Consider the following 16,072-nt stretch of genomic DNA (forward strand, 5'->3'; position numbering starts at 1 on the left):
CGGCGTTTGTCAACGTAGTTGTCGCGTCATCTCAAGCTGCGCGTTTTAATGCTTCTGGCCGAATCCGTTCCGGATTCAACCAGACCTGATCGTCCAGTTTCCAGTTCCTGATGCCCCGCGACCAGCGCTGTGGATGGCGGTTTCGAGCATCGTCATAAACCTGCTCCCGGCGTTTCAGGATGGCCGTGTCCTGGCCTGCATGACGCTGTGCCGGCGTCACGAACTTCAAGCCGCTGTGTTTGTGCTCCTTGTTGTACCAGCGCACGAATTTCTGCGTCCATGCCTGCGCATGTTCCAGGCTTCCGAATGGTTTGTTCGGGTAGTCCGGGCGGTATTTGCAGGTCCTGAACAACGATTCTGCATAGGCGTTGTCGTTGCTCACGCGTGGCCTGCTGAACGATGGCGCCACACCCAACTGCTCCAGCGTGGCCAACATGGTCGCGCCTTTCATGGCGCTGCCATTGTCCGAATGGAGCACTAGGGGCCGGCCGGCCACGCCCTCTGCCAGACTGGTTCGGCGCATCAGCCGTGACGCCAGTTCCGCCGATTCCGCCACGTGCACCTCATGGCCGACGATCTTGCGGCTGAAGACGTCAAGCACCATGTACCAGTAGTAGAACTGGCCTTTTACGGCGGCCGGCATCCACGTGATGTCCCAGCTCCACACCTGGTTCGGGCCGGTGGCGCAGTGGCTCGTGAGCACGCGTTCGGAAGGCTTCTTCGCCCGACCTCGGTGATGCTGTTGCGATGCCGCTCTCAGAACCCGGTAAAAGCTCGACTCCGAGGCCATGTACACACCCCGATCGGCCAGCGCCGGTACGATCTGGCTCGGTGGCAGGCTGGCGAATTCCTCGCTGTTGGCAACGGCCAGGATCTCGGCTCGCTCGTCCTCGCTCAGCTTGTTGGCCGGTACTGGACGCACACTGGTGGGACGGCTATCGGCGGCCACGGCATCGTCGCCCTCACGCACCCAGCGCTGGAACGTACGCAGGGTAATGCCCAGCTCGATACAGGCCGGTGCAAGACGGCTACCCGCTGCCTGTGCCTCACGGATCAACTCGACACACAACAGGCGATCTGGGACGCTGATCAGTCTTCCTCTTTGTCCCCCCAGATCGCCTGGGCTTTTTTTCGCAAGATCAGCAGCGCCGCCGCCTCGGCCAGCGCCTTCTCCTTACGCTGCAAATCCTTCTCCAGTTGCCGGATGCGCTTCTTGTCCTCCTTCGACTGCACCTGCTGGCCCCGCGTCCGCTGCGTCGTGCCCGCATTTGCGGCCATGCAGGCGGCGCGCCACGTGGCGATCTGCTCGGTGAACAGGCCCTTGCGCCGGCAATACTCGGCCAGTTCGCTGGCGTTCAGCGCGGCCGTCTCCAACACCACGGCAAACTTGTCCTCCGAGGTCCATTGCTCAGCATTTTTCGCACTACCCGGCACCGCTGTTCCTTGATTACGAAGTTGACGGCGCCAAGTATAAAGGGTCTGCTCGGTGATCCCGCTCTCGCGGGCCAGCTCCGACACCAGCCTGTTCTGGGGCGGCATCATCTGCCGTAGTAGCGCTTCTTTCCGTTCTGCTGAATACTGCTTCACGCAATCTCTCTTGCCCGTCCCCGGTATGGTTTTACTTCATCAGGTGACGCGACAACTATTCTGACACCGGGGGGAACACGCAAATACCTCAGTTGTTGATTACTCGAAAAATTGGCATAAGAAATCGCAGCCATTCATCTATGCCCCCTGTAGGGGGAAGACACAATCATACATGAACACCAGAATTGCGCCATCACCTTGAGGCGAATTTTTTGGAAAAGTCACCAGTAGAATCGTTCGCTGCCGTTCTTAGGGAGCTCCGCATCGAACGTCAGCTTACCCAGGAGGAGCTCGGCTTCCTTTCAGGACTACAGCGCAAGCACGTGTCCGCCTTAGAGCTGGCTCAGAAGGAGCCTTCACTCTCAACCGTATTTAGACTCGCAAGAGCTCTACAGATCCGCGCCGGCAAGCTTGTAGAGATGACTGAAGAGCATGGGTAGACGCGGAAGTTCGGTGCAAAAAAATCAACCGATATTCCTGAAAATTCCCCACAGGAAACTTCCGATAGTTGGGGTTGCCTAACAAATTACCGTCTGCTGCTAGAATAGTGGTCTGGTTCAAGTCTCTTGATCTCCGACTGTGGATATGTTGGGCGATTCTCGCCCAACAGCGTGGGGATAAGCTATGCACGGGGCATGCACAACCTAACCCCCGTTGTGCACACCCCGTACACAGCTTAACGCCCACTTACCCACAGTAGTCAGCGGCTAATCATGCCGCCAAACCGCTATCATCATTGGATATGATTGTCCTCTGACACACCCCAGTCAACTCTATGAGTACAGATTCTGCGTTTAAGCACAATGTGACAAAACCCTTCAATATCGCCTCGTATGCCATCCTGACCCACATGATGGCGCAGCAGGCCGGCCTCGAGGTGGGCGAATTCATCTGGACCGGTGGCGACTGCCACCTGTACAGCAACCACCTCGAGCAGGTCGACCTGCAGCTCTCGCGTACGCCGAAGGAACTGCCGCGCCTGATTATCAAGCGCAAACCGGATTCGCTGTTCGACTACCGCTTCGAGGATTTCGAGGTGGCAGGCTACGACCCGGAGCCGGGCATCAAGGCGCCTGTTGCAGTGTAGTGTACATACTGCTTGACTTTTTCCTTGCAAAACGACAACATTTCAGACTTAGAATTACAACGCTTTCCAGAACGGTTACAACGATGCGCATCCCCGCCACGATTTCTCTACGCTTGCCGGTGGCCGCGTGATGCCGCAGCTCACCCTTGTGGTGGCGATCGATGCCCAGCGCGGCATCGGCGTCGATAACCAGCTGCCCTGGCACCTGCCCGAGGACCTCGCCCATTTCAAGCGCGTCACCCTGGGTAAACCGATCGTCATGGGCCGCAAGACCTTCGATTCGATCGGCCGCCCGCTGCCCAAACGCCGCAATATCGTCATCACCCGCAACGCCAGCTGGTCGCACGAAGGCGTCGAGGTCGCGGGTTCCTTGCAGGCCGCCATCGAGCTGTTGGGCGGCGAGCCGGCCAGCATCATCGGCGGCGCCCAGGTATTCAACGAGGCGATGGCGCTGGCCGACAGCATGATCGTCACCGAGATCGACCACAGCTTCCGCTGCGACACCTTGTTCCCGCCGATCGACCCTGCCGTGTGGCGGGAGACCGCGCGCGAGACCCATTTTTCAGAAACGAACGGCTATGGCTATGCCTTCGTGACCTATACCCGCACTGGAGACGAGCAATGAGCGGCCATACAATCCGTACCCCGGGCACGCGGGGCGGCGACGGTTTCGCCGGCCGGGTCGCGGTGCTGATCGCCCTGCTGGCGACACTGGGCACCATGTTCGGCTTCATCGGCAGCGCCTCGCACAACAACGCGGCCCTGTACAAGAGCAATGCGGCGATCGAGAAGACCAGCGCGGCCAATGCCTGGGGCCACTACCAGGCCAAGACCAGCCGCCAGAACCTGGCCGAACTCGCCTCCGGCCTGCCGGGCGTGGACCAGGGCCATTACCGCGAAGAGATCCGCCGCTATGGCCTCGAGAAGGACGCGATCCGCAAGGAAGCGGAGCGCTTCGAAGGCATCTCGGCCGAATGGAACCTGATGTCCGAGAAGGAGCTGCACCGCCACCGCCAGTGGGCCGCGGCCTCGGTGGCCCAGCAGATCGCGATCTCGCTGGCCGCCATCACCCTTCTGTCGCGCCGCACCTGGCTGCTCACGCTCACCAGCGCGGTGGCCGCCTTCGGCGTCACGCTGGCCTTCTTTGCCGCCATCCAGGCCGATCCGATGCCGTTCTCGGCCGGGCCGCTGCTGGCCGCGCTGGGCGCGGCCATCCTCACCGAAGGCTTCCGCCGCGTCGGGCGGCGCCTGGTCAACTAGAGTGCGACAGACATCGCGCGCAGTGGTTACTCTTGCATGTAATTCAGCGAATTAGCACAGAAGCAAACTTGCAAAAATAATTGCACCGGCGCGCGTAATTTCTGCGAAAATCCGTTTCCTCTTTTTCCCGGTGCCGTGGCCGGCGGACAGATCCCTTTGGGTCAGCCGCTTCCGCGGCGCTTCGCTTTGGAGCTGTCCATGAAATTTCGTTTCCCCATCATCATCATCGACGAGGACTTCCGCTCGGAGAACACTTCCGGTCTCGGCATCCGCGCACTCGCGGCCGCGATGGAGCAGGAAGGCATGGAAGTGCTCGGCCTGACCAGCTACGGCGACCTGTCGCAGTTCGCCCAGCAGCAGTCGCGCGCCTCGGCCTTCGTGCTGTCGATCGACGACGAGGAATTCGGTGGCGGCTCCGTCGAAGAGACCGACACCGCATTGACCCGCCTGCGCGCCTTCGTGAAGGAAATCCGCCACAAGAACGCGGACATCCCGATCTACATCTACGGCGAGACCCGCACCAGCCGCCACATCCCGAACGATGTCCTGAAGGAGCTGCACGGCTTCATCCACATGTTCGAGGACACCCCGGAATTCGTGGCGCGCCACATCATCCGCGAAGCGAAAGCCTACCTGGACAGCCTGGCGCCGCCCTTCTTCCGCGCGCTGGTCAACTACGCCTATGACGGCTCCTACTCGTGGCACTGCCCCGGGCACTCGGGCGGCGTGGCTTTCCTGAAGTCGCCGGTCGGCCAGATGTTCCACCAGTTCTTTGGCGAGAACATGCTGCGCGCCGACGTCTGCAACGCGGTCGAGGAACTCGGCCAGCTGCTCGACCACACCGGCCCGGTCGCCAAGTCCGAGCGCAACGCCGCCCGCATCTACGGCGCCGACCACTGCTACTTCGTGACCAACGGCACCTCGACCTCGAACAAGATGGTCTGGCACAGCACCGTCGCGCCGGGCGACATCGTGGTGGTCGACCGCAACTGCCACAAGTCGATCCTGCACTCGATCATCATGTGCGGCGCGATTCCCGTGTTCCTGATGCCGACCCGGAATAACCTCGGCATCATCGGCCCGATCCCGCTGGAAGAATTCACGCCCGAATCGATTGCACGGAAGATCGAAGCGAATCCGTTCGCGCGCGACGCCGTCAACAAGAAGCCGCGCATCCTCACCATCACCCAGTCGACCTACGACGGCGTGGTGTACAACGTCGAGACCCTGCGCGAAATGCTGGACGGGAAAATCGACACCCTGCACTTCGACGAAGCCTGGCTGCCGCACGCCACCTTCCACAGCTTCTACAAGAACATGCACGCGATCGGCTCGGACCGCCCGCGCGCGAAAGAGTCGATGATCTTCTCGACCCAGTCGACGCACAAGCTGCTGGCCGGCCTGTCGCAGGCTTCGCAGGTGCTGGTGCGCGAATCGGACACCGTCAAGCTGGACCAGGACGCCTTCAACGAGGCCTACCTGATGCACACCTCGACCTCGCCCCAGTACTCGATCATCGCGTCCTGCGACGTCGCCGCCGCCATGATGGAAGCGCCGGGCGGCACCGCGCTGGTGGAGGAATCGATCCTGGAAGCGCTCGATTTCCGCCGCGCCATGAAGAAGGTCGATGCCGAATTCGGCGACGACTGGTGGTTCAAGGTCTGGGGTCCGGACGTGACCTCGGAAGAAGGCATCGGCGAGCAGGCCGACTGGATGATCCACGCCGAGGACGACTGGCACGGCTTCGGCAAGCTCGCGCCGGGCTTCAACATGCTCGACCCGATCAAGTCGACCATCGTGACCCCGGGCCTGTCGCTGGACGGGCAGTTCGGCGAGACCGGCATCCCGGCCTCGATCGTGACCAAGTACCTGGCCGAACACGGCGTGATCATCGAGAAATGCGGGCTGTACTCGTTCTTCATCATGTTCACCATCGGGATCACCAAGGGCCGCTGGAACACGCTGGTGACGGCGCTGCAGCAGTTCAAGGACGACTACGACCGCAACGCCCCGATGTGGCGCGTGATGCCGCAGTTCGCCGCGGCCAACCCGCGCTACGAGACCCGCGGCCTGCGCGACCTGTGCACCGAGATCCACCTGATCTACAAGCAGCACGACGTGGCGCGCCTGACCACCGTGATGTACACCTCGGACATGGTGCCTGCCATGAAGCCGTCGGACGCCTTCGCCAAGATGGCCCACCGCCAGATCGAGCGCGTCGCGATCGACGAACTGGAAGGGCGCATCACGGCGATCCTGCTGACACCTTACCCGCCGGGCATCCCGCTCCTGATTCCGGGCGAGCGTTTCAACAAGACCATCGTGGACTACCTGCGCTTTGCACGCGACTTCAATGAGCGCTTCCCGGGGTTCGAGACGGATGTGCACGGGCTGGTCAAGCGTGAGGTCGACGGCAAGCGCGGGTATTTCGTGGATTGCGTGCGGCAGGACGCGGTGTAGGTTATTCGCGTAAGTTGGGTTCCCGCCTTCGCGGGAACAATGCCACTGGCATTGTTCCCCCCAAGTTGGTTCTGAAACCAAAGCGCCATGGACCCCACCACCCTCTTCACCACCCTGCGCCCCCGCCTCCAGCGCATCGCCTACCGCATGCTCGGCTCCGTCGCCGACGCCGAAGACGTGGTGCAGGACGCGTGGCTGCGCTGGCACGGCGCCGACCATGAAGAAGTACTCCAGCCTGACGCCTGGCTGGTCCGCACCGTCACCCGCCTGTGCCTGGACGTGCTGAAATCCGCCCGCATCAAGCGCGAAGACTACATCGGCCCCTGGCTGCCCGAACCCTTCATCGACCCCGACAACGAGGACGACGACATCACCCTGCCGCTGATGTTGGCCATGGAGCGCCTGTCGCCGCTGGAGCGCGCGGCCTTCCTGCTGCATGACGTGTTCGAGCTCGACTTCAACGAGGTCGGCGAGGCGATCGGCCGCGAAAGCGCCGCGGCGCGCCAGCTGGCCAGCCGCGCCCGCACCCGGGTGCAGGACGCGCGCCCGCGCTTTCCGGTCTCGCGCGAGCAGCAGCAGGACATCGCCAGCGCCTTTTTTGCGGCATCGCGCAGCGGGAATGTCGGACAGCTCAAGCAGCTGCTGGCCGATAAGGTGGTGTTCTACGGCGATGGCGGCGGCAAGCGCAACTCGGCGGTCAATCCGATCTTCGGGCTGGACAAGGTGGCGCGCCTGCTGGAAGCGCTGGCGCACAAGGCCGGGTGGGATACGGCGCAGGTGCTGTGCGACACGCGCATCGACGGCCTGCCGGGCCAGGTGAGCGTGGAGAACGACGCCATGCTGCAGACCATCGCGCTGGAAATCGACGGCGGCAAGATCACGGGCATCTACGTCACCCGCAATCCCGACAAGCTGTGCCACCTCGAGCGCGCCACGCTGCAAAGGATCAGCGACGCTTGAGTTCCACCGGCGCGCTGGCGACAGGCGCCGCAGCCTGGCGCAGTTCGCGCCGCGCCTGCCCGATGACGCTCTGCGCCGCCATTAGTCCAAGCAAGCCCATGACGGTGGCCACCAGCAGGTCGGGCAGGCCGCTGCCGGTCTGGAACACGCCGAGCGCCGCGACCAGAACGGCCACGTTGCCGATCGCATCGTTGCGGGTGCACAGCCACACCGAGCGCATATTGGCGTCGCCATTGCGGTAGGCGTACAGCAGCACGCCCACCAGGCAGTTGGCGGCCAGGGCGGATGCGCCGATCCAGCCCATCGTGTGCGCCTGCGGCACGGTGCCGCTGCGCAGGTGCCAGAACGCGCTGCCCAGCACGAACACGCCATACGCGCCCATGGTCGCGCCCTTGACCAGCGCGGTGCGCGAGCGCCATACAGGCGCCAGCGCCAGGACGAACAGCGAGATGCCGTAATTGGCGGCGTCGCCCAGGAAGTCGACCGCATCGGCCAGCAGCGCAACCGAGCCCGCCGCCCAGCCGCCGGCGATCTCTACCCCGAACATGAGCGCATTGACCCACAGCGCGATCCAGAGGATGCGCCGGTAGCGCGGGTCGACGGGCGGCTGGCCGGGAGAACAGCCGCCGCTGCAGCAGTCGGACATGGGTTTACCCATCAATATGATTCAGTTTTGATGGACTGCCGCCAAAAATGAATCAGGTTTTTGGCAAGGTGACGCCGTGCTGGCCCTGGTATTTGCCGCCGCGGTCCTTGTACGAGGTCTCGCAGACTTCGTCGCTTTCAAAGAACAGCACCTGGGCGCAACCTTCGCCGGCGTAGATCTTGGCCGGCAGTGGCGTCGTGTTGGAGAATTCCAGGGTCACGTAGCCTTCCCATTCCGGTTCGAACGGGGTCACGTTGACGATGATGCCGCAGCGCGCATAGGTCGATTTACCCAGGCACACCGTCAGCACATTGCGCGGGATGCGGAAGTATTCGATGGTGCGGGCCAGCGCGAACGAGTTCGGCGGGATGATGCAGACATCGCTTTTCACGTCCACGAAGGAGTTGGAATCGAAGTTCTTCGGATCGACGATGGTGCTGTTGATGTTCGTGAAGATCTTAAACTCGTCGGCGCAGCGGATGTCGTAGCCGTACGAGGAAGTGCCGAAGGAAATGACCTTGCGTCCGTCTACCGAGCGCACTTGCTGCGGCTCGAACGGTTCGATCATTCCGGTTGATTCCGCCATGCGGCGGATCCATTTATCGCTTTTGATAGCCATTGTCGAAATTCCAAGAAATCAATCCCGCGATTTTACGCTAAACCACCGCCGCTGGCACCGGGTGGCTGGCTTGCTGCAGCAGGCGGCCGATCATTTCATGCGTGAGCTGCGCGGTCGTTTCCGGTTTCTCGAGTGGATACAGGTGTCCGCCCTCGATCATCACCAGGTTCTTGCCCACCAGCCGGCGCGTCGCGTCCAGCCCGGCCTGGCGCAGCTCTTCGCTGGTGGTGCCGGCGATGAAGCCGATCGGCAGCGGGTAAGGCTCGCGGATGATGTCGCCCATGTGGTGCGGCAGCGTGTTGTAGATCAGCGTTTCCACCGCGCGGTCGAAGCGCAGCTGCACGCCGTTTGGATGCGGGGCCAGGCCATGCTCGAGGTAGTCGTCCAGCGCGCCCGGCGCCCAGGCCTGGAACATCGGCTTGGCGCTGAAGTGCTGGTACACGCTGGCGCGGTCCGGCCACAGGTTGCGGCGGCGCTCGGAGAATTTGGCCGGCGAAAAGCGCGAGCCCATGCCGCGCATTTTCACGAGCCGCCACAGGAAGGCGCGCCACCCGGCCACCACGGGCGAGTCGAGCATCACGACGCAGCGCGCCAGTTCCGGGCGCTGCTTGGCCGCCATCATGCTCAGCATGCCGCCGAGCGAGTGGCCGACCAGGATCGGCGGCTCCTTGTACTGTTCCAGGTGGTAGATCAACTCGTCCACCAGCCCATGCCAGCCGTCGCCCACCGGGAAGCGCGGGTCATGGCCGGACATGTCGTGGGCGCGCACGTCGTAATGCGTGCCGAGGGCCTGGAACAGGCGGCTGTAGGTACCGCTGGGATAGCTGTTCCCGTGGGAGAAGTGCAGCAGGGGTTTGCTCATGTGCGCGGGAAGGCTTCATTGACAACGGCCTATTGTAACGACCGCCAGCCAGCACACCGCCTCCCGCGGGCTTCCTTTAGAGGGAAACGCCTACAGTCAGGGTCGCCACGTAGCCCTGGGTCGCGTTCCCGGTGACGCTGGCCATCTGCAGCGCAACGCCATCGCTGAACACATTGTCGGTGGCGTAGCTGATGCGCGCCAGCTTGCTCACGCTGGTGCCGTAGCCGCTGCTGGCATAGGCCTCGGTGAGCGTGGCCAGCGGGAAGGCGGCGGCGCCAGCGAACAGCGAGCGCAGCGACTGGCGGCGGCTGGCCGTGCTGGCGAGCATCTTGTCGAGGTCGTCGGAAAGCGTGGTGTGCTGATGGTGTGCCATGCCAGGTTCTCGTCCATGGTGGTTTCGATGGACGCATTGTGTTTGCGGAGGATGTAAAGCGCCGTCAATCTCATGTAAATCCGGGTAAAACCTCCCTATCCACAACAATTTGCTGCCGCAGCTTTGCTATCCTGCTTCCCATGAACCATGTGCTGCTGATTGACGACGACGTCGAACTCGTCGGGATGTTTTCCGAATACCTCGAACGGGAGGGCTTTCGCACGACCTGCGTCCACAACGGCGCCGACGGGGCGCGCGAGGCGTTGCGCGGCGAGTACGCGATCGCCGTACTCGACGTGATGATGCCGGGCACCAATGGCATCGAGGCGCTGCGCCTGATCCGCGCCGGCAGCCGCATCCCGGTGCTGATGCTCACGGCGCGCGGCGACGACGCCGACCGCATCCTGGGCCTGGAACTGGGGGCCGACGACTACGTCGCCAAGCCCTGCACCCCGCGCGAGCTGACCGCCCGGGTGCGCGCCATCCTGCGCCGCACCCAGGCCAGCGTCGACAACGGCCCCGGGGTGGTGATCACGGTCGGCAAGCTGAGCATGTATCCGGAACAGCGCCGCGCCACCTGGGACGGCGTCCCGGTGGAACTGACCAGTACCGAATTCAACCTGCTCGAAGTGCTGGCGCGCCATGCCGGCCGCCCGGTCAGCAAGGCCGAGCTGTCGGAGCAAGGGCTGGGCCGGCCGCTGGCCCGCTTCGACCGCAACATCGACGTCCACCTGAGCAGCCTGCGCCAGAAGCTGGGCCCGCTCGCGGACGGCCGCTCCTGCCTGCAAACCATCTACCGCCTGGGTTACCAGCTGATCCGGGACTGAAATGGGACGCCTGTTCTGGAAATTCTTCCTGTGCATCCTGCTGGCGCAGCTGGCAGCCACCATCGGCATCGGCAGCGCCTTCTGGCTGCGCGACCGGGCCCGTAGCCAGGCCGCCGAGATCGACACCGGGCCGCCGGCCTTCATCGCCCTCGACGCCGCCGCGGCCACGCTCAAGCACGGCGGCCTGCCGGCCCTGCGCGGCATGCTGGGCGAGATGCAGCGCACGCAAGTGTTCGTGCTCGACCGCCACGGCCGCGAGCTGCTGGGGCGCACCGTGCCGGCCGAACTGGTGCTGGAAGCGCAGCGCCAGCTCGCCTCCGGCGAACCGCAGCGCGGCGTGCGCCGGCTGGTGGGGCCCGACGCGCAAACCTATACCGCGATCGTGCGGCGCTATTTTCGGGGCGCGCCGCTGGGCGCCCGTCCGCAGGCCGACGGCCCGGGCGAGCCGCCACCCGGCCCGGGCCCGGGCCCGGGCCCCGGCTTTGGCCGCCGCGTCGGCCAGGTGGCCGGCATCGTCGCCGCCACCCTGGCCAGCCTGCTGTTCGCCGCCCTCCTCGCCTGGTATTTTTCGCGCCCGATCCGCGCGCTGCGCAGCGCCTTCGAAGCCGCGTCGGCGGGCGACCTGGCGCCGCGCTTTACCGGCAGCGCGCGCGCCGGCGACGAACTGAGCGACCTGGGCCGCGACTTCGACCGCATGAGCGCCCAGCTGCGCGCGCTGATGGATGGCCAGCGCCGCCTGCTGCACGACGTCTCGCACGAGCTGCGTTCGCCGCTGGCGCGGCTGCAGGCCGCGGTCGGCCTGGCCCACCAGCAGCCGGAAAAGATCGGCTCCTCGCTCGACCGCATCGAGCGCGAGAGCATGCGGATGGACAAGCTGGTCGGCGAGCTGCTGACCCTGTCGCGCCTGGAAGCCTCGCCCCGGATCGAACGGCGCGAGCAGCTCGACCTCACCGAACTGGCCGACGAAATCGCCGCGGACGCGCGCTTCGAGGCCGGCCTGGAGGCGCCGCGCATCAGCGTCGACGCGCCCGGCGTGATCGTGGTGCAGGGCGACCCCGACCTGCTGTGGAGCGCGCTGGAGAATATCGTGCGCAACGCCATGCGCCACGGCGGGACCGGCGGAATGGTGACGATTGCGCTGCGCACCTCGTCGCAGTCCGCGTATATCGACGTGCTGGACCGCGGCCCCGGCATCCCGGCAGCCGACCTGCCCTCGGTGTTCCAGCCCTTCTTCCGCGCCAACCCGGGCCGCAGCAATGTCGACGGCCACGGCCTGGGCCTGGCGATCGCCCAGCGCGTGGTGCTGGCGCACGGCGGGGACATCCGCGCCGCCAACCGCGATGGCGGCGGGCTGCAGGTCACGCTGCGCCTGCCGCTGCAGCCCTAGGCGCTAGCGGCCGTGCCAGTATCGGCGCCGTTCGCTGCGGTATTCCGTCACGTCCACCGTCGCGCCGAACTGCAGCGTGACGGCGCCTGAGGCGTCGGTGCGCAGCCGGCGGATGCCGTGGCTGCCGTAGCGCTCATAGACTTCCAGCTTGGGATGGCGGTAACGATTGCGGTAGCCGACCTGGAAAATGCCGACCGAGGGCTTGACCGCAGTGAGGAAGGCCGCGGTCGACGAGGTGCCGCTGCCGTGGTGCGGCGCAAGCAGCACGTCGGCCCGCAGCTGCCCCGGTCCATGCGCCAGCAGCTGCGCTTCCTGCGCCGCTTCGATATCGGCCGCCAGCAGCATCGCCCGGCCGGCGCTGCTCACCCGCAGCACGCAGCTGCGCGCGTTGGCTTTCAGGCCCGGATCCTCGTAGGATGCCGCGGCCGGGCCGAGCATCTCGAAGCGCACGCCATCCCACGTCCACGTTTGCCCCGCCATGCAGCGCGTGTGCCTGCGCGCCGCGCGCACCACCGGGTGGCCCGGCGCCAGCGACGACGCCACGCTGTCGACCTTCACGCCCGCCAGCAGGGTGAGCGCGCCGCCTGAATGATCGACGTCGCTGTGCGAGACCACCAGCGCATCGAGCCGGCCGATGCCGCGTCCGCGCAGGTAGGGCAAAAGGACGCGGCCTGCGGCGTCGGCGCCCGGCGCATACGCGGGACCGGTGTCGTAGAGCAGGCGGTGGCCAGCGGTTTCGACCAGCAGCGCCATGCCCTGGCCGACATCGAAGGCCGTGACCGTGAAGCTGCCTTGCGGCGGCGCGGTCGGCATCTGGGTGAGCATCGGCGTCCACGCAACCAGCCCAGCCCAGCGGTGCGGCCAGCCGCGCGGCGCCAGCATCCAGGCGGTGCCTAGCAGCGCCAGCGCGAAGACCCACGGCTGCGGCGCCGCTGCGTTGACCACCGCGAGCGGACTGGCAGCCAGCACCTGCAGGCCCTCGGCCAGCAGTTCGATGCCGAGGTGGGCCAGGCCGAGTATCCACCCCGCGAGCGGCGCCGGCAGCAGCGCGCCAAGCAGGGCCAGTGGCGTGACCAGCAGGCTGACGAGGGGAATCGCGACCGCGTTGGCCAGCGGGCTGGCGAGCGACACCTGTGAGAACAGCAGCATGGTGAGCGGGACCAGGCCGATGGTGACGGCATACTGGGTCTGGGCCGCCAGGCCGAAGGTCCGGCGCCAGCCCTGGTCCGCCCTCACCCGCCCCAGGTTCGCATACAGGATCACGGCCACCGCACCGAAGGAGAGCCAGAAACCGGCGCCCAGCACCGCCCACGGGTCGAGCACGACGACCACGCCCAGGGCCAGGCACAGGACCTGCGACAGGGCCACCGTGCGGCCGCACCAGAGCGCGGCCGCTACCGCAGCGAGCATGTAGAAGGTGCGCTGGGCCGGCACGCCGAAACCGGCCAGCAGCACGTACAGAAGCGCCACCACCGCCCCGGCCAGCGCCGCCGCCTTTTGGGCCGGCAGGCGCAAGGGCAGCGCGGCGCCTTCGACGAAGAACGAGCGGCGCCACAGGCTGGACATGGCCCACGCCGCCAGGCCGGCCACCATCGTGATGTGCAGGCCCGAGATCGACACCAGGTGGCCGATGCCGGTGCGGTTGAAGACGTCCCAGTCGGACTGCGGGATGCCGCGCTGGTCGCCGATGACCAGCGCGACGATCACGCCGGCATAGCGTTTTCCTTCGAGCTGGCGCAGGATATGGCGGCGCAGCGTGGCGCGGCTGCGCTCGACCACGTGGCCGAAGCGCGGCACGAAGCTGTCGAGGCGGGCATTGCGCGGGCCCGCCGGGCGCACGTAGCCGGTGGCGCGCACGCCCTGCTCGAGCAGCCAGGCTTCGTAGTCGAAGCCGTAGGGGTTGGCGTTGCCGTGCGGGCGCTGGAGGCGCACGACGAGCCGCCAGCGTTCGCCGGGTTCCACCGGCGAGGACAGGTCGCGCGGTGTGGGCGGGCCGTACCAGGAGATGGCGATGCGCCTGGGGACGGTGGCGTGGGGCGTCAGGACTTGTTCGACCCGGAAGTTGAAGCGGGCGCCGCCGTCGAACTCGTGGGGCAGGCTGTCGATGGTGCCGGTGATGAGGATGTCGGTGCCTTCCAGGGGGCGAGGCAGGCTGTCGGAGAGGGCGATGCCGGCAGCCAGGTTCGCCCAAGCCGCGCCGACGACGACACCGGCCGGCAGGATGGCGAGGCGGTGTCGGATCGCACACAAGGCTAACGCGGCCAGGACCGCTGCCGCTGCGATGCCTGGCGTGGGCAAGTCTGGCTGCGCCTGCAGCCAGCAAGCGCCGGCCATGAAGGCAAGGATGGCGCAACGCATGCGGGATGCCCTGTCGTGTTCGAGCCAGTTAGGTTTCGTTGCTCCACCAGGCACGGGATTTCACATGCGCCGACAGGCTCTCGCTGCTGGACATTCCACCCAGTGAAGGTGTTGCTCCAGCCGGTGGATGGGACCGCATGTTCATCCCCAGTGTCCGCGCTGGAAGTCGATGCGCATTCCCTACCGGACGTACGCGCACGCTACTGGCGATACGGTCCCACAGCTTCAGTACCGCGCCCTCTGACAGGCTGGACTGGACCGGCTTCCCCCCAATCACTGAATTGGTGCCCGACCCGAGCTCCAGCGCAAGCAGCGGCGCGTAGACATCGTGCTGCTTTCCTGTCACTTCGAACTGCATTGAATAGCCAGTAGTGAGATTCGGTTCTCGTACCTTGAGCACCAATTCTTCACCTACGAGGGTGTGGACGATCCGCTGTCGTTCGCGCAAGGTCGTGAATGCAAGCCTCATGTACAAGGGCTCACGCTTGGCTGACTTCGCGTTCCTTGCGAGAAGTCCTGGCGCTGGATCGGTTCCGGCCATCGAGTACAGGACAATATGAACGTCCGGGTGTCTCGGTAAGGCAGCGGACATCACGACGCTTTCGGTTTCAGCACTTTCATAGGGATCGCGAACGAATGTATGGCCAAGGCAAAATCCCGGCTCCCGATGTACTCCCGCCTCTGACAGTAGGGTCAGGCGAGCGAATAATCGCGCGAGTTCCTCGCCGCGCTCAACGCCCTGTCGCTTTGCCTCAGCGGCAACGCTGACGTTCGGGAACCGCAGCATTCCTCGGACGCTGAAATCTTCCGCCTCAATGATGCGCCCCCCGTCGAGCCCTTGGGCGCGCTGACGATCAAAAACCGCCACCTTGCCGGCCGCAACACCGAACTGCAGGGTTTTGGACCATTCAAGGCTGTTTTCTCCCAATTCGTCTCGCGTGGCGCCAACCTCCTCTTCCATCCGCCTGAGTCGGTTCCTGTAATTTTCATCAGATTCGGGAATTTCAGAAACGTCAAACCCCCCAACGAAGCCACCGCGAATGGTGACTTCCGCCTCGACAGGAAGATCGATGAGAAATCGACCCACACATACCGTCTTCATTTTTCCATCAGCGATTGCACCTGCTGTATTCGGTGTCATGTCCTCAGCAGCAATCGCCAGAAGGGCGCACGCAATCGCCAACCCGACAGAAGCGATCCGTTTTCCGCGCATTTTTTGTCCCGATTCCATAGGCCTCTCAAGAACTTGACGAGCGCTTTACCGACGGAGAGATTGCGCACTCACCCGTGACCTGAGCATCAGGTTAGAGAATTGTCTCCGCGCCAGGAGAAACGATCTGGAACTCTTCGATTTGTCCCGCGACCAGCCTGGGGGGTGGATCGCAGTTGCAGATACACAGATCGTCACTGAGCGCGTACTGCCTGCCTTCGAAACTATCGGAAAGGCGCGGGGCAACGCATTTGATGACTCCCTGCGTATCACAAACAGGACATTCGACAGGATCGCCCTCTCGTGCCAGCGACACTCCATCGACGGTGCTGAAATTGCTGCGCACGCTAACCACGCCGTCGCTTGTTGTGCGGTCCCCGGCGTTGATATAGAAGCGCCTGTAACTACTCATCACGGTCTCATCGGTGGAAACTGA

15 protein-coding genes and 1 pseudogene are annotated in these 16,072 nt (G+C 64.7%); 8 read left to right on the top strand and 8 right to left on the bottom strand.

Annotated features, from left to right (window positions below):
- Positions 1-31 precede the first annotated feature (31 nt).
- A protein-coding gene (locus BM031_RS20675; protein ID WP_229408769.1) for an IS3 family transposase occupies positions 32-1,587 on the bottom strand; the annotation gives its coding sequence in 2 pieces (ribosomal slippage) (positions 32-1,125 and positions 1,125-1,587; 1,557 coding nt in all).
- Positions 1,588-1,799: 212 nt separating this feature from the next.
- On the opposite strand from BM031_RS20675, the gene BM031_RS20680 reads away from it, so the two are divergent.
- From BM031_RS20680 to BM031_RS20705, 6 genes and pseudogenes are all read left to right on the top strand, one after another.
- On the top strand, positions 1,800-2,027 hold the full coding sequence (locus BM031_RS20680; RefSeq protein ID WP_091876492.1) for a helix-turn-helix domain-containing protein: 228 nt from the start codon (positions 1,800-1,802) through the stop codon (positions 2,025-2,027).
- 374 nt (positions 2,028-2,401) lie between these two features.
- Positions 2,402-2,674 (top strand): annotated as a pseudogene (thyA, locus tag BM031_RS20685) (thymidylate synthase); the annotation flags it as partial.
- A 130-nt stretch (positions 2,675-2,804) separates the two neighbouring features.
- Entirely contained in the window at positions 2,805-3,299 is a 495-nt protein-coding gene (locus tag BM031_RS20690) for a dihydrofolate reductase (RefSeq protein WP_091876452.1), read from the top strand.
- Positions 3,296-3,934 (top strand): DUF4337 domain-containing protein, encoded by a 639-nt coding sequence (locus BM031_RS20695; RefSeq protein ID WP_091876453.1) that lies wholly within the window; start codon positions 3,296-3,298, stop codon positions 3,932-3,934. Before BM031_RS20690 ends, BM031_RS20695 begins: the two co-directional genes overlap by 4 nt.
- A 198-nt stretch (positions 3,935-4,132) precedes the next feature.
- Positions 4,133-6,394, top strand: coding sequence for an arginine/lysine/ornithine decarboxylase (locus tag BM031_RS20700; RefSeq protein WP_091876454.1), 2,262 nt, complete (start codon positions 4,133-4,135; stop codon positions 6,392-6,394).
- Between the two features lie 87 nt (positions 6,395-6,481).
- Positions 6,482-7,354: a sigma-70 family RNA polymerase sigma factor gene (locus tag BM031_RS20705; protein WP_091876455.1), complete on the top strand. Its 873-nt coding sequence runs from the start codon at positions 6,482-6,484 to the stop codon at positions 7,352-7,354.
- Here BM031_RS20705 and BM031_RS20710 read toward each other — a convergent pair.
- The 4 genes from BM031_RS20710 to BM031_RS26095 form a co-directional block, all read right to left on the bottom strand.
- Positions 7,341-8,000 (bottom strand): cation efflux transmembrane domain-containing protein, encoded by a 660-nt coding sequence (locus BM031_RS20710; RefSeq protein WP_091876456.1) that lies wholly within the window; start codon positions 7,998-8,000, stop codon positions 7,341-7,343. The two genes, BM031_RS20705 and BM031_RS20710, sit on opposite strands and share 14 nt — an antisense overlap.
- A 52-nt stretch (positions 8,001-8,052) precedes the next feature.
- Positions 8,053-8,619, bottom strand: a complete 567-nt coding sequence (gene dcd / locus BM031_RS20715) for a dCTP deaminase (RefSeq protein ID WP_091876457.1) — start codon at positions 8,617-8,619, stop codon at positions 8,053-8,055.
- A 37-nt stretch (positions 8,620-8,656) separates the two neighbouring features.
- Positions 8,657-9,481, bottom strand: coding sequence for an alpha/beta hydrolase (locus tag BM031_RS20720; protein WP_091876458.1), 825 nt, complete (start codon positions 9,479-9,481; stop codon positions 8,657-8,659).
- Positions 9,482-9,557: 76 nt separating this feature from the next.
- On the bottom strand, positions 9,558-9,854 hold the full coding sequence (locus tag BM031_RS26095; RefSeq protein ID WP_229409082.1) for a peptidase associated/transthyretin-like domain-containing protein: 297 nt from the start codon (positions 9,852-9,854) through the stop codon (positions 9,558-9,560).
- A 140-nt stretch (positions 9,855-9,994) separates the two neighbouring features.
- Here BM031_RS26095 and BM031_RS20730 point away from each other — a divergent pair, with 140 nt between their 5' ends.
- Positions 9,995-10,681, top strand: a complete 687-nt coding sequence (locus BM031_RS20730; protein ID WP_091876459.1) for a response regulator transcription factor — start codon at positions 9,995-9,997, stop codon at positions 10,679-10,681.
- Position 10,682: 1 nt separating this feature from the next.
- The gene (locus BM031_RS20735) at positions 10,683-12,068 is read left to right on the top strand and encodes a sensor histidine kinase (protein WP_091876460.1); all 1,386 of its coding nucleotides are present in this window, start codon (positions 10,683-10,685) and stop codon (positions 12,066-12,068) included.
- Positions 12,069-12,071: 3 nt separating this feature from the next.
- Here BM031_RS20735 and BM031_RS20740 read toward each other — a convergent pair whose 3' ends face one another.
- The 3 genes from BM031_RS20740 to BM031_RS20750 form a co-directional block, all read right to left on the bottom strand.
- Complete coding sequence (locus BM031_RS20740; RefSeq protein WP_091876461.1) at positions 12,072-14,426, bottom strand: DNA internalization-related competence protein ComEC/Rec2; 2,355 nt, start codon at positions 14,424-14,426, stop codon at positions 12,072-12,074.
- Between the two features lie 28 nt (positions 14,427-14,454).
- Positions 14,455-15,657, bottom strand: coding sequence for a T6SS immunity protein Tli4 family protein (locus BM031_RS20745; protein ID WP_143084664.1), 1,203 nt, complete (start codon positions 15,655-15,657; stop codon positions 14,455-14,457).
- Positions 15,658-15,730: 73 nt separating this feature from the next.
- Complete coding sequence (locus BM031_RS20750; protein WP_091876463.1) at positions 15,731-16,048, bottom strand: PAAR domain-containing protein; 318 nt, start codon at positions 16,046-16,048, stop codon at positions 15,731-15,733.
- Between the last annotated feature and the right edge of the window lie 24 nt (positions 16,049-16,072).

The sequence above is a fragment of the Massilia yuzhufengensis genome, from assembly GCF_900112225.1.
Classification (GTDB): Bacteria; Pseudomonadota; Gammaproteobacteria; order Burkholderiales; family Burkholderiaceae_D; genus Telluria; species Telluria yuzhufengensis.

What these genes read in the sequence shown, in the direction of transcription:
- BM031_RS20690 (WP_091876452.1), top strand. Translation starts at nt 2,805, where the DNA reads ATGCCGCAGCTCACCCTTGTGGTGGCGATCGATGCCCAGCGCGGCATC.
- BM031_RS20695 (WP_091876453.1), top strand. Translation starts at nt 3,296, where the DNA reads ATGAGCGGCCATACAATCCGTACCCCGGGCACGCGGGGCGGCGACGGT.
- BM031_RS20735 (WP_091876460.1), top strand. Translation starts at nt 10,683, where the DNA reads ATGGGACGCCTGTTCTGGAAATTCTTCCTGTGCATCCTGCTGGCGCAG.
- BM031_RS26095 (WP_229409082.1), bottom strand. Translation starts at nt 9,854, where the DNA reads ATGGCACACCATCAGCACACCACGCTTTCCGACGACCTCGACAAGATG.
- BM031_RS20740 (WP_091876461.1), bottom strand. Translation starts at nt 14,426, where the DNA reads ATGCGTTGCGCCATCCTTGCCTTCATGGCCGGCGCTTGCTGGCTGCAG.
- BM031_RS20700 (WP_091876454.1), top strand. Translation starts at nt 4,133, where the DNA reads ATGAAATTTCGTTTCCCCATCATCATCATCGACGAGGACTTCCGCTCG.
- BM031_RS20745 (WP_143084664.1), bottom strand. Translation starts at nt 15,657, where the DNA reads ATGGAATCGGGACAAAAAATGCGCGGAAAACGGATCGCTTCTGTCGGG.
- BM031_RS20720 (WP_091876458.1), bottom strand. Translation starts at nt 9,481, where the DNA reads ATGAGCAAACCCCTGCTGCACTTCTCCCACGGGAACAGCTATCCCAGC.
- dcd (WP_091876457.1), bottom strand. Translation starts at nt 8,619, where the DNA reads ATGGCTATCAAAAGCGATAAATGGATCCGCCGCATGGCGGAATCAACC.
- BM031_RS20730 (WP_091876459.1), top strand. Translation starts at nt 9,995, where the DNA reads ATGAACCATGTGCTGCTGATTGACGACGACGTCGAACTCGTCGGGATG.
- BM031_RS20750 (WP_091876463.1), bottom strand. Translation starts at nt 16,048, where the DNA reads ATGAGTAGTTACAGGCGCTTCTATATCAACGCCGGGGACCGCACAACA.
- BM031_RS20705 (WP_091876455.1), top strand. Translation starts at nt 6,482, where the DNA reads ATGGACCCCACCACCCTCTTCACCACCCTGCGCCCCCGCCTCCAGCGC.
- BM031_RS20710 (WP_091876456.1), bottom strand. Translation starts at nt 8,000, where the DNA reads ATGTCCGACTGCTGCAGCGGCGGCTGTTCTCCCGGCCAGCCGCCCGTC.